The organism is Salegentibacter agarivorans (genome assembly GCF_900113135.1).
Lineage (GTDB): Bacteria > Bacteroidota > Bacteroidia > Flavobacteriales > Flavobacteriaceae > Salegentibacter > Salegentibacter agarivorans.
On record NZ_FOOH01000034.1, the window covers coordinates 1 to 13348 of the forward strand.

Here is a 13348-nt window from a genome sequence, read left to right on the forward strand (position 1 = left end):
CTTCACCGACAACTAAGGCGTATGGGTTATAAGGGGAATTTTCTTAAGATATCGGTAACCCGATGGAGAAACTCCTCCACCAATTTAATACACTATGCCCTGCCCAATAAGTACTTCTCAGAATTAGGGTTGTACGCAATGGACACAGTTGAAGGGAATACTTTGCATCAGTACTATCAAACAGTACTGAATAAGATTTAACATGAGCCGTGTACGAGACCCGTATGCACGGTTCTGGAAGAGGGATGAAGATAATAAATGCTCAAATATTTATTATCTTCACCCTACTTGATTATGGAATCCTTTAAACGTCATCCTGAATTTATTTCAGAGCCTGCTCCGATTTTATATCGGGGATCTAGGTTGTAACTAATCAAAACATGTTAGAAGCTGAAAACAAGTTCAGCTTGACGTGTGGCCAGGCTTTTATTATAGCTTGTTTTATACTGAAATATTCTGGTTAAACTTATTGTGGCTATCTAATGTAAAACCTCCAAATCAAGTTTTTTAGAAGAATTTGCCTGTACTTTTTTAAATTCAGTTATATTTTCTTCAATTTCTTTATTCCAGAAAGGAATCATCTTTGAAAGTTTTTCCTGCCATTTTTCAGATTTTATTTTCTCAGGAAAAGCAATATTAATTACATTCAGCATAATAGAAACCGCTACTGAAGCTCCCGGCGACGCACCCAGTAAAGCGGTAATAGTACCGTCTTTGCTGTGAACTACATCGGTTCCAAATTCCAGAATTCCACCCTGTTCTTCATCCTTTTTTATAATTTGAACCCGTTTTCCGGCTACTTTTAATTCCCAGTCTTCCGGCCTGGCGTCTTTTATAAAAACCCTAAGATCTTCCATTCGGTCTGAATGGTCCATGGTGATTTGTTTCATCAGGTATTTTGTAAGCGGTAAATTATACCAAAAAACTCCCCACATAGAAGGAATATTTTCTTTATTTATGCTTTTTGGGAGATCTAATTTAGAACCTTCTTTTAGAAATTTAGTAGTAAAACCAGCAAAGGGCCCAAAAAGTAATTCCTTCTTTCCATTAATATATCTCGTATCAAGGTGAGGAGTAGACATTGGGGGAGCATCTGGTCCTGCTTTACTGTAAACCTTAGCCCAATGTTGGTCTATAACTTCCCGGTTTTTGCAAACCAGCCACTGGCCATCTACAGGGAATCCACCATACCCGTCTTTTTCCTCTATTTCTACTTTTTGAAGTAATGGCAATGCGCCGCCACCGGCACCTATAAAAACATGTTCGGCATCATAATATGTAACTTTCCCTGAGTCTAGATTTTGAGCTTCTACCGTCCATTCCAGGGTTTCATCGGGATCTACATCTAAAACATCGGTATTTCTTAAAACCGGTACATTAAATTGTTCTTCCAGAACTTTAAAATATTGTTGTGAGAGTGCTTCAAAATTAACTTCAGTGCCAATTTCCATTCGCGTTGCAGCCATTTTCTCATTCTCACGGCCTTTCGCAATTAAGGGAATCCATTCTTTTAATTTCTCTGGATCTTCAGAAAATTTCATTTCTTCAAACATTGGCGTTTGGACAAGCGCTTCAAATCGCTTTTTAAGAAAATTGATATTATCATCTCCCTGCACCCAGCTATGATGTGGAACCGAATGAATAAAGTTTTCAGGATATTTTATAAGTTTTTGGTCTACCAGGTAGGCCCAAAATTGTTTGCTGTTTTCAAACTGACTAAAAATTTCGATAGCTTTACTAATATCTATGCTACCATCAGCATTTTCTGGGATATAATTAAGTTCACAAAGTGCCGAATGCCCGGTACCGGCATTATTCCAGGCGCCAGAACTTTCTTGAGATACTTCGCCCAGCTTTTCAAAAATAATTATTTTGATTTTGGGATCTATTAACTTCAACATTAAAGCGAGTGTAGCGCTCATTATACCGCCACCTACACAAATAAGATCGTAGTTATTCTCTTTGAGTACTTTTTGATTCATAGCCTGGTTTTTCTCAAACTTAGAAAAATACCAAACCAATCTTACCCAATGAAATATTAAAGCTCGGGAGATTTAATTAATCTATGGTAATATTTCACTCAGATGTTGAGGTTTTATACTCGAGTTCTTTATGCTCGGTTCTAACTTTTTTTACACTTCTGTCTAGCACTAAACTAATAATTAATGCCACGATGATTAAAGCAGTAAAAACATAGAAAACTGGAATATAACTTCCCGTACGGGTATAGATTTGTGAGACCAGGGTGGGACCAATAAGTCCGCCCAGAGACCAGGTAGTTAATAAGTAACCGTGAATTGCTCCAAGTTCTTTTGTGCCAAAAAGATCGCCAATAAATGCCGGGAGATTAGAAAATCCGCCACCGTAACAACTTACTACAAGAAAAATAAATATTTGAAAAATAAGAGCACTTGTAATAATGGGCAGGGTGATAAAAGCAACGAGCTGAATTATAAAGAAAATAATAAACACTTTAGGGCGCGAAATATAATCTGAAGCTGCAGCCCAACCTAATCTTCCTCCGCCATTAAAAATTCCCATAATTCCTACCATAGTAGCTGCTGCACCGGCTGAGAGTCCAACGATATTTTGAGCCATTGGCGAGGCTACAGAAATCATCATAATTCCTGCGCTGGTGTTTATAAGCATCATCGTCCAAAGCATCCAGAAATGCTTGGTTCTAACAGCTTCACCAGACGTAGCTTGCGACAGATCTCTTTTTATTTTTTTGGTTCCGGCTTTTACCGCTGCTTCCATTCCCGTTGGCATCCAGTTTTTTGGCGGTGGTGCGATATAAGAAGCGCCAAGCATCATTAAAATGAAATAAGAGGCTCCTAAAATGTAAAAAGTAGTACTAATTCCTATAGATTCTATTAAACTCGCTGCAACAGGAGCAGTTACCAGAGCTCCGGTTCCAAATCCCAGAACAGCCATTCCTGTGGCTAAACCTCTTTTGTCTGGGAACCATTTTACTAAGGTTGAAACGGGCGCTATATAACCAATTCCAAGGCCGAGTCCACTTAATAAACCATAGGATAGTAGAAATCCTGTTAATGAATCCATTGAAATAGCAAATCCCGATCCCGCCTGGCCTAAACCAAATAAAACTGCGGCCAGCATAGCCGATTTTTTTGGGCCGCTTCGCTCTACAAATTTTCCGAATAATGCAGCAGATCCTCCACCGAGAACCATCATTATGGTAAAGGCGGTGGTAACCGATGCCATAGACCAGCCCTTGGTTTCTACAAGGGGTTGGGTATAAACACTGTATGCGTAAGCAGCACCTATTGAAATATGAATAAAAACTGCCGAAGCGGCAATAAGCCATCGGTTTTTGGTTGGAGCAATCATTTTAAAGAATTTTGCAAGGTTATATTGTTATTAAATTGAATAGGATAACAAGTATAAGTTTTTATTGCGGAAATATAAATGAATTGGCGGCAGTATTATTAATGAGGTAATAAAAAAGCCCGAAAATATTAATTTCGGGCATTAAGATTATTAAGTTAAGTCGCTGAATTAACTAATATCGTTTTCTTCAGTTTCTACGGGCTCAACACTTTCGCTTGCTTCTTCTTCCTCCCGTCTTTCTTCAAGAAAATCTTTCAATTCTTTTCCGTACATGGATTTTTTCACCTTTGGCTCTAAAGATTTATAGATGGTATCTAAATACTTAATATTAGCGTCAAAAACTTCAGAAAGGGCCAGATAAGGAGCTATTTCCAGGTCTTTATTGTTAATCGCAAAATTAACGGTGTAAAGATATTTACGTTTAAGTAAACTTTCATATTGTTTATTCACGTCAATCAGCTGTTCTTCGTTTTCATCGCGTTGGGCTTCAAAGTTTTGCTGAATAAGTTCCAGGTTCTTATCGTTGAAGCGTTGCATCATTGTGCGATATTCTTCTAATTTTTCCTGGTTCTTTGCCCCGGTTATTTCAGCATCGGTAACAAAATTCTCTAAAGTTGTATTGATAGTTACTTCTCCCTCTTCAGCAAAAAAGTCTATACGGTCGTCGTATTGGGAATTATCAACTTTTTTAAGATAGAGGTACATTACCTGTGGGCTTTCTATAAAAGCTTCCAGGCTAATATTGGCATCACCATTAACCACTACGGAGTCCATATCTACCATTAGAGTATCCTCTATCTTTTGAAGATAAACGGTTCCTTTTTTTAGGCCCTCAATATTGGCATTTACTATTAAGTTGCTTTCTTTATTATTACAGGAAGTAAGGGCGGTAATAGCCAATAAAAGAATGCTTAATTTTTTCATTTGTTTTATAATTTTCTCTGGTAGTGGGAATTTATCACAAGCTAATAATTCATCCTGCGAACTCCCATATTTAGTCTCCAGCAACTTGCTGGTTTCAGGTTTCTGATTTAGGCGGCAAATATCTTATAATTTTCTATTTTAAACTAACTCCCGGCGGCGATTTGCATTAAAATAGTAGTAAGAATTGCTCCATAGGTTCCAACTACATATCCAAACACGGCTAATAAAACTCCCACGGTTGCCAGGGAAGGGTGAAAAGCCGCAGCTACCACAGGGGCCGAGGCCGCACCACCAACGTTAGCCTGACTTCCTACAGCGAGGAAAAAGTAAGGTGCTTTAATGAGTTTTGCGGTACCAAAGAGGAAAATAACGTGAATAGACATCCAAATAAGACCAATACCAATTAGTCCCGGATTATCAAATACCATCCCAAGGTCCATTTTCATACCTATGGTAGCTACCAAAATATAAATAAAAATACTGCCTAACTTACTTGCTCCAGCACCTTCGTAGGTTTTGAATCGTGTAAACGAAAGCCCTATTCCAATTGCGGTAGCAATGGTAATCATCCAAAAGAAGGAAGAGGAAAAGGATGAAAGCGCACTTTTACTATCATTAAAAATTTCAAAATTTGAAGATAGATATACCGAAATTTCATCGGCTCCCCAGTGTGCAATTCCCACCGTTACAAAGGCCAGGGCCAGCATAATCATATAATCGGGTAGGTTGGGATTTCTGGTTACACTTTCAGCATAATTAGAAACTTTGTTTTTAAGTTCTGTAATTGCTGAATTATCGGCTTTTAGCCATTTATCAATTTTTTCGGTTTTACCAATTCCCATTAACAGTCCTGCCATAAGGAGGTTGGCTACTACAATATCTACTAAGACCATTCCGCCGTAAAGATCGGGGTTGTATTCGTAAATTTCCAGCATAGCAGCCTGGTTTGCGCCACCACCAATCCAACTACCGGCAATGGTAGAGAGACCTCGCCAAATAGCATCGGGACCAACACCACCCACGGTTTCTGGAGAAATAGCGGAAACAATTAGAATAGCTAGCGGCCCACCTACAATAATTCCTACCGTACCCGCAAAAAACATAATTAAGGCTTTTGGACCCAGGTTAAAAATTGCTTTCAGGTCTATGCTTAAAGTCATTAAAACAAGGGCAGCCGGTAATAGAAATCTACTGGCTACATAGTAAAGTTGAGAAGTACCATCGTCTATAAGTCCCAGGGAATTAAAGATTGCGGGAATTAAATAGCACATTAAAAGAGCCGGTACAATGCCATAGAATTTTTTCCAGAAACCAGCTTCTTTCGAAGAGGTATAAAACACAAAACCCAAAGCGAGCATTAAAAGTCCAAAGACTATAGCATCATTGGTAAAAACGGGAGTATCTTCCATAGGAAATTTTTATAAGCGGCGCCAAAATACAATTTTTCTTAAACTCTTCTTAAAGAATTACGGGAATCCTTCTGTTAGATTTGAAACAACTCTTTTAGGCTATTGGCTACGCCATCTTCCTTTCCGCTTTGGGTAACAATATTAGCAACTTCCAAAACTTCTTTTCTAGCATTACCCACGGCAACGCCCATTCCTACGCCTTTAATCATTTCTACATCATTATAATTATCTCCAAAAGCAATACTTTGCTCTGGCGTTAGATTGAAATGATTTTTCAATAAAAATTTAATAGCCGTAAGTTTTGAAATCTTTTTATTGGCAATTTCAAGGTATGTGGGTTTAGAACGGTATAAATGAAGTTCTCCAGGAAAATTCTCTGATAAATAATCTTTAATTTTATCAATATGGGCTTCGTCTCCCATTGCCATAATTTTATGAGCTCCTTTGTTATCTTTTTTCCATTCTGAAATTACTTCGCGATTAGATCTAAGTTCGGGTTTTACTTTGGTGTTATTTTCTTCCCTAGCAGCCCACTGGTCGTATTGCGGAACGTACCATTCGTCACTATTATATAAACTTAAATGGCAGTTCATACTTTTATTGAAATCAGAAAGATTTTCCAGCGTATTTAAAGAAATTTCAGTAGAACTTATAGCTTTCCTATCTACCAGTATTAATCCGCCGTTATAACAAATAATAGGTTGTTCTTTTATTTCAAGATCGGCTTGCAAATGTATCATTGCTGCTGGCATTCGGGCTGAAATAAGTACGAATGGTAAACTGTCTTTTAAATTTTTTATTGTTGAAATTGTGTTGGGAGATAATTCCCGGTCGTGGTTTAGTAGAGTTCCATCTATGTCTGAAAAAACGATCTTATATTGCATTATTCTTCTTCTTTTTTATTTTTTGGGTGACGTTTTGCTTCTTTTAGGGCTTTATTTAGCATCCACTCAATCTGCCCATTGGTACTCCTGAATTCATCAGCAGCCCATTTTTCAATGGCTTTCAGCATCTTCTCATCAACTCGTAGGGCGAATGCTTTTTTATTACTCATTTTATTTATTTTCCAGATTCTTAATAAAATCGGTTAAAACCGGAATTATTTCGGGATGCAATGGTAATTCAGGATTATTGTAAGTTTGATAGTTTTTAGTCAAATCTTTAGAATTCACTTTTCTAAAAACGTGGTTCATATTTTCCAATAGAACTAATTCTGAATTTTCGGCTGCTGTATGCAGTAATTCAGCCTGTTCTTCCTTTACCTGGGCGTCATTTGTTCCGTTTATAATCAAAACCGGAATTTGCAGTTTTGCAATTTCTTCAGCAGGATCATATTTTATCCAGGAGGCTAAAAAAGCCTGGTTTTGAGGACTAAATAATGAACCTAATATTGATGGGTAATTTGAACTACTTCCATTTTCTTTTATCTCCTTGAGGGCTTGCTCAATATCATCTTTAAGCTGAGGTAATTGAGCCGAAAGTTGTGCAGCCAGAATATTGTCTATACTTTCTCCCGCACCGGCAATAGAAATAAGGGCATCGGCATTATTTTTTGAAGCCAAAATGCCTATTAAAGAGCCCTGGCTATGCCCGGCAATAATTATATTGCTGAAATTTCTGTCTTTTTTAAAATGAATTAAAATATTTTCAACATCCAGTATAAGATCTTCAAACGAAAGTGAATCTAAATTTAACTCCTTCGCTTTCATAATACGTTTATCAAATCTAAAACTTGCAATTCCTTCAGCTGCTAATTCGTGTGCTATTTTTTTAGCAAAATCACTTTTATTATTCATCCCTTCGGGAGAATTCCCATCACGATTTGTAGGCCCCGAACCCTGAATGAAAATTACCAGTGATGGATTTTCAAATTCCGAAGGAGATGTAAGGGTTCCATCGGTAAATTTATCTACCGTAATTTCTTCTTCGGTAAATGTCTTTTCTTGTGCGGAGACAATAAAATTTCCGAAGAAAATTAGGAATAAGCTGAGGATTGAATTTCTCATACAATTTCTAATGATTTAAAGTGCCCGCGTTTACCACCGGCGTTGCATCTTTATCGCTACAAAGTACCACCATTAAATTGCTTACCATAGCGGCACGTCTTTCGGCATCAAGATCTACAAGATTCTTTTCGCTTAACTGGTGTAACGCCATCTCTACCATTCCCACTGCACCCTGTACAATTTTATGACGGGCGGCAACTATTGCGGTTGCTTGCTGGCGTTTAAGCATTGCGCTGGCGATCTCATTAGCATACGCCAGGTAACCAATTCTGGCTTCCAAAACTTCAATTCCGGCAATATTTAAACGTTCTTCGAGCTCCTTTTCCAGGGCGTCACTTACTTCGTTTACGCTGGAACGCAGGGTGATATCCTCGTCTAAGCCTTCATCTGCAAAATTATCATAAGGATAGAGACTGGCAAGTTTTCTAACTGCAGCATCGGTTTGTACCACCACAAAATTTTCATAATTATCTACATCAAAAGAAGCTTTGTAGGTATCACGAACGCGCCAAACCAGGATGGTGCTTATCATTACCGGGTTTCCTAATTTGTCGTTCACTTTTAGGCGCTCGCTATCAAAGTTTCGGGCCCTTAAAGAAATTTTCTTTTTGGTGTAAAATGGGTTCACCCAAAAGAGTCCGTTCTTTTTAACCGTTCCCTTGTAATCACCAAAGAGTAAAAGCACTCTGGAGCCATTTGGATTTACCAGGATTAGCCCGGGTAGGATAAAAAGCGAGATAATGATTCCCAAAATAAACCACGCATTATTTAAAATAATAAATCCGATAATACTTCCGAAGAATAATAATAGAAAAACAAACAACATAATATAGCCGTTTGAAGCATGGAGATCTTTTTCCTGAGTCATAATATTTAAAATTGGTTGATATTAAAATGATATCATAAATATATTGCATTAATTCTTAACTGAGAAAAATTTAACATATTAAAAATTTGGGCTTCGCTATATTTGCCGAAAATCTAAAGGAGATTCACCTATATCTTCTTAATCTTTAAAAATTCAATAAATGAAAAAATTACTGCTATTTGCTTTGTTGGTTATAATTGGAAACACCGGTTTCTCTAATGATAATGAATGGGGGAAAACCGGGCACAGGGCTACTGGAGAAATCGCCGAAAATTATTTAAATAAGAAAGCTAAAAAAGCAATAGATAAAATTTTAAACGGCCAAAGTTTGGCCTTTGTGGCGAATTATGCCGATGATATTAAAAGTGATCCAGATTTTAGGCAATATGGCCCCTGGCATTATGTGAATTTAGCCGAAGGACAAACTCAATATGATGAGAAAACCGCCAACCCAAAAGGAGATCTTTACCAGGCTATTTTAAAATGTAAAAAGGTATTAAAAGATGAAAATGCTTCAAAAGAAGACAGGCAGTTTTATCTGAAAATGCTGGTTCATTTTGTAGGGGACCTTCACCAACCTTTTCACGTGGGAAGAGCTGCCGATAAAGGCGGTAATGATGTGCAGGTTCGTTGGTATAACGAGGGATCTAACATTCACCGGGTTTGGGATAGCCAGATGATAGATTCTTACCAAATGAGCTATACAGAGCTTGCAGTAAATACCAAACAATTAAGCAGAGCTCAAATTAAAGCTATTGAAGAAGGAGAAGTTATAGATTGGGTGTATGAGTCTGGTGAAATGGCAAGCGAGCTTTATAATTCAGTTGAAATGGGGGAGAAATTAGGTTATGAATATATGTATCATCACCTGCCTACTGTTTTGCAGCAATTGCAAAAAGGCGGAATTCGTTTGGCAAAAATATTAAACGAGATTTACGGATAATTTGATTCCAAAACATTCAAAAAAGCCATTGTGGAAACTTCTACAATGGCTTTTTTTATTGAATTTGTCTAAAAGTTAGATTAATTCTGGGTGAAACATCTTTTTTGGTTTTTGGCAGCTGGTGTTTCCAATAATGTTGCATAATGCCTTTCATAATTAAGAGGCTGCCGTGCTGAAGTTCAATTTTTTCTTTCAGGTTTTTGTTGGTTTTATGTTTAAACTGAAAGCTACGAACGCCGCCCAAACTTATAGAAGCAATTAGGGGGTTTTTGCCTAAAACTTGTTCATCATCGGCGTGCCAGCCCATACTGTCGTTTCCATCACGATAAAGGTTTGCTAGGCAGGTATTGAATTCAAAGCCGGAAACTTCTTCGGTTTGTTGTTTTAGATCTAAAATTTCTGAAGAAAAAGTTTCGGGTTTTAACTGTAAGCCCGAATAGGTATAAGAAATTCCTTTTTCAGCAAAAAAAGCGGTTAAACGTGGCTGCGGAATTTCTTTGCCGAAGAGTTTAATATTTTGCTGTTGCCAGGAAACTTCCTTCAGCAATTTTTCGAATAAAAAATTGGCCTTTTCAGTATTAAGAAAATGGGGGAAATATTCTAATTCTGCTTGTGGCAAGCTAAAAATTTTAGACTTCATCTTTAAAATTGTAAATAAAACCAGGCCCAGTACATTAGAAAAAACTGTAACGGTATTCTTAAAATTAAAGCCCATTTTGGGATGTCCGCGCCGGCTTTTTTGGAAGAAAGCATATAAAAATGTACAAGTAGAAAAACTAGGAGCATTAAATTAATCCCGTAGATGGCCAGGTCTTTGGTTTCAGAAAAAAAGAGTAGAAAACCCAGAAAAATTTCTGCCAATCCGCTTAAAAAAACCAGTGGTTTATGCGCCGGTAAATATCGCGGCATAATTCGCATATACATTTGAGGTTTTATAAAGTGAATAATACCGGCTACGATGTACATCGCGCCCATTAGGTAAAGGTGCCAGGGATATTGCATAATTTAAAGATAAAAATATATTTTTATGAGAGCGTGTAATTATAATAATAATACCGCTAGGTATTAAAAATTTTGTGTAATTCACTAAAATAGAGTAATTTTCGGCTCCCAATTTACAACCTAACTTAATCTATATTGAAACATAATTACCTGCTATTTTTATTAGATAATTGAGATTAATATGCCCTGAGGTTTGTCTCATACATTAAATAATTTGTTCGCTACAACGGCTCGTTAAATCGAAGCCGCGTGTTGGAATAGGTTATATAGCTCAAGATTGTTTCCTCAATAAAAAGGGAACTTTCTCTAATCTCTACACAGTTTCAGTCTTAGAAAGTAAGGCTAATAAATTGGGAATTTTCAGCACTAAATTAATCTGTCTTAAAAAAGATGGGTATTTAATATTATTGGTCTTTTTAAAAGAAAATAGGGTTTTCAGAAAATATCTTTTTTACAAAACTTTTACCGTTTTAAGATGAATCCTAAAATTAAGGGAACTATTGGTTGGTCAAATATTAAAAAAAAGTTAATTTAACATAGTCTATAGCCCCTGGGTAAGAACTTAACAAGGAAAATAATTGAGTATAAAGTACATTTCTGTTTTACTAATTTCCCTGGTATCCGGCATTGCTTTCTCACAGTCTAAAGAAAGTGAAAGCTGTGATAGTATTAAGGAACTACTAGACTTATCTACAGATGCCATGTATTCCTATGAATATAACAAGGCCATTGATTATTCCCTGAACTTAATTGAGCTTGCCGAGGAAGAAAAAGATTACTACCACCTTTACCACGGCTATAATAACCTGGGAATTACGTACGATGAATTGTATGATACTATTAGGGCTAAAGAAAGTTATGAGAACGCGCTTAAGTATGCTAAAATTGTAGAGAACGATACTTTACTTTGGTGGGCATACAACAATCTTGGTAATATGTTTACTTCCAATAAGCAAACTATAGACCAGGGTTTTGCATATTACGATAAAGCGATAAAAGCTGCGTCTAACCTTGAAGATGCAGATAGTAGAGCCACACCGCTTATGAATAAAGGCTGGACGCATCTATATTTAGAAGAGTATGACGAAGCTTTTCCCTATCTAGTACAAGTCGAGAAACTGGTAGAAGATATCAAAGATCCTTATATGCTAAGCCAGGTTGCGTCCCTTTTTGGAACCTACTATTTAGGAAAAGAGAATTTAGAAGAATCTAAGAAATATTATGAAAAAGCTATTAAAATAGCTGAAAGAGATTCCCTGTATTATGAGGCGGTAACGGCTTATGATGGTTATGCTGAAGCTTTGTTTAAAAATAACGAATTTAAAGAAGCTTATAACGCGTTAGATAAATATATAGAATATGATGCTGAACTTTATGAAAAGGAAAAGCTAGAACAAATGGAATCTGCGCAGGCGCGGTTTGAAACCAAGCGCTATCGCGAAAATCTTGAAATAGCCAAAAGGGAGCAAAAGTATAAAGATGAGGTAATTGCCAAATCTCAGCAAAATTCCATCATCATGATTATTTCTTTAATCGTGATGTTATTTTTTATAATCCTGCTTGTTAGAAATAACAACTCAAGGAAAAAGCTAATTTCCCAACTAAAAAATAAAAACAGCGAATTATTTTCGGCCAAAGAAGAAGCAGAGCGTTTATCTATGCTAAAAAGCCAGTTTTTCTCTACGGTAAGTCACGAGTTAAGAACCCCGCTCTATGGGGTAGTAGGACTTACCTCGTTATTGCTGGATGATAAAAGCCTGAAGAAACACGAAAGCGATTTAAAATCCTTAAAATTCTCAGCCGATTATCTTTTGGCGCTAATTAACGACGTGTTGCAAATGAATAAAATGGAATCTAAACAGGTAAAACTGGAAAATGTTCCATTTAATCTTCATGAATTAATATTAAGTATTGTAAATACTTTTGAGTTTACACGACTCCAGAACAAGAATAAGGTACATTATAATATAGATGAAAACGTACCCCAAAATCTTATTGGAGACCCTGTAAGGCTTTCTCAAATTTTAATGAACCTGGTGGGAAATGCGGTGAAGTTTACCGAAAATGGTAACATTTATATAAATGTAGAGTTACAGGCTAAGGTAGAGGATAGAGCAATAATCTATTTTGAAGTAAAAGATGACGGAATTGGTATTCCAAAAAGCAAACAAAAATTAATTTTTGAAGAATTTTCTCAGCTTAAACCTTCAAATTATAATTACCAGGGAACCGGCTTAGGTTTGCCTATAGTAAAACGCCTATTACAGTTATTTGAATCTCAAATTCATTTAAAAAGTAAAGAAGGAGAAGGTTCTGTTTTTTGTTTTAGTTTAAGCCTTAAAGAAGATAAATCTTCAACAAAAAAAGTTGGATTTGCGCACGAAGTATATTTGGATAATCTAAAAGAAAAACAAAAAATACTTATTGTAGATGACAATCGGATAAACCAGGTAGTAACGCGACGCATATTAGAGAAACAGAATTTTGAATGCGTGGTTGTTGGCAATGGGGTAGAAGCTATAGAAAGAGTTACTGCCATGGATTTTGACCTTATTTTAATGGATCTAAATATGCCGGGAATTAATGGTATGGAAACTACCCAGCGCATTAGAAACCTGAGTAAAGACGTACCCATTGTTGCACTTACTGCAGTAGAAATTGAAGAAGTAAGAAATGAAATCTTCGCAGCCGGAATGAATGATATTATCGTAAAACCTTATGATATAGAACGATTCTACCAAACCATAAAGCGTAACCTAAACGCAAATTTAGAGACAAGCTCAAGGAATTAAAGTCTATTGGCAAACTTTCCCTTTGTATTAAAGCTTAATCATATAAAATAAAA

The 13348-nt window shown here is 36.5% G+C and carries 13 protein-coding genes; 3 read left to right on the top strand and 10 right to left on the bottom strand.

What is annotated here, in order from left to right:
* Positions 1-201: hypothetical protein (locus BM084_RS19310; RefSeq protein ID WP_218152259.1), on the top strand; the 201-nt coding region annotated here is incomplete at its 5' end.
* 278 nt (positions 202-479) lie between these two features.
* Here the strand turns inward: BM084_RS19310 and mqo are convergent.
* The 8 genes from mqo to BM084_RS17515 form a co-directional block, all read right to left on the bottom strand.
* Positions 480-1982 carry a malate dehydrogenase (quinone) gene (mqo, locus tag BM084_RS17480; RefSeq protein ID WP_093306379.1) on the bottom strand — a complete coding sequence of 501 codons (1503 nt, stop codon included), beginning with the start codon at positions 1980-1982 and terminating at the stop codon, positions 480-482.
* A 94-nt stretch (positions 1983-2076) separates the two neighbouring features.
* Positions 2077-3351 carry an L-lactate MFS transporter gene (locus BM084_RS17485; protein WP_093306342.1) on the bottom strand — a complete coding sequence of 425 codons (1275 nt, stop codon included), beginning with the start codon at positions 3349-3351 and terminating at the stop codon, positions 2077-2079.
* A 168-nt stretch (positions 3352-3519) separates the two neighbouring features.
* Positions 3520-4275, bottom strand: a complete 756-nt coding sequence (locus BM084_RS17490; protein ID WP_093306381.1) for a DUF4369 domain-containing protein — start codon at positions 4273-4275, stop codon at positions 3520-3522.
* Between the two features lie 143 nt (positions 4276-4418).
* On the bottom strand, positions 4419-5684 hold the full coding sequence (locus BM084_RS17495) for a DUF819 family protein (RefSeq protein WP_075326015.1): 1266 nt from the start codon (positions 5682-5684) through the stop codon (positions 4419-4421).
* Positions 5685-5758: 74 nt separating this feature from the next.
* The gene (locus BM084_RS17500; RefSeq protein WP_093306345.1) at positions 5759-6568 is read right to left on the bottom strand and encodes an HAD family hydrolase; all 810 of its coding nucleotides are present in this window, start codon (positions 6566-6568) and stop codon (positions 5759-5761) included.
* Positions 6568-6738 carry a type II toxin-antitoxin system antitoxin gene (locus BM084_RS17505; protein WP_075326017.1) on the bottom strand — a complete coding sequence of 57 codons (171 nt, stop codon included), beginning with the start codon at positions 6736-6738 and terminating at the stop codon, positions 6568-6570. Before BM084_RS17505 ends, BM084_RS17500 begins: the two co-directional genes overlap by 1 nt.
* Position 6739: 1 nt before the next feature.
* Positions 6740-7690, bottom strand: coding sequence for an alpha/beta hydrolase family protein (locus BM084_RS17510; RefSeq protein WP_093306347.1), 951 nt, complete (start codon positions 7688-7690; stop codon positions 6740-6742).
* A 7-nt stretch (positions 7691-7697) separates the two neighbouring features.
* The gene (locus BM084_RS17515; RefSeq protein ID WP_075326019.1) at positions 7698-8558 is read right to left on the bottom strand and encodes an SPFH domain-containing protein; all 861 of its coding nucleotides are present in this window, start codon (positions 8556-8558) and stop codon (positions 7698-7700) included.
* Positions 8559-8718: 160 nt separating this feature from the next.
* On the opposite strand from BM084_RS17515, the gene BM084_RS17520 reads away from it, so the two are divergent.
* Positions 8719-9501, top strand: a complete 783-nt coding sequence (locus BM084_RS17520) for a S1/P1 nuclease (protein ID WP_093306349.1) — start codon at positions 8719-8721, stop codon at positions 9499-9501.
* 55 nt (positions 9502-9556) lie between these two features.
* Here BM084_RS17520 and BM084_RS17525 read toward each other — a convergent pair whose 3' ends face one another.
* Together BM084_RS17525 and BM084_RS17530 are read right to left on the bottom strand one after the other, a co-directional pair.
* Positions 9557-10141 carry an alpha-ketoglutarate-dependent dioxygenase AlkB family protein gene (locus BM084_RS17525; protein WP_093306351.1) on the bottom strand — a complete coding sequence of 195 codons (585 nt, stop codon included), beginning with the start codon at positions 10139-10141 and terminating at the stop codon, positions 9557-9559.
* A 2-nt stretch (positions 10142-10143) separates the two neighbouring features.
* On the bottom strand, positions 10144-10503 hold the full coding sequence (locus tag BM084_RS17530) for a DoxX family protein (RefSeq protein WP_093306353.1): 360 nt from the start codon (positions 10501-10503) through the stop codon (positions 10144-10146).
* Positions 10504-11081: 578 nt separating this feature from the next.
* Here BM084_RS17530 and BM084_RS17535 point away from each other — a divergent pair.
* Positions 11082-13295 carry a tetratricopeptide repeat-containing hybrid sensor histidine kinase/response regulator gene (locus BM084_RS17535; RefSeq protein ID WP_093306355.1) on the top strand — a complete coding sequence of 738 codons (2214 nt, stop codon included), beginning with the start codon at positions 11082-11084 and terminating at the stop codon, positions 13293-13295.
* Positions 13296-13348 lie beyond the last annotated feature (53 nt).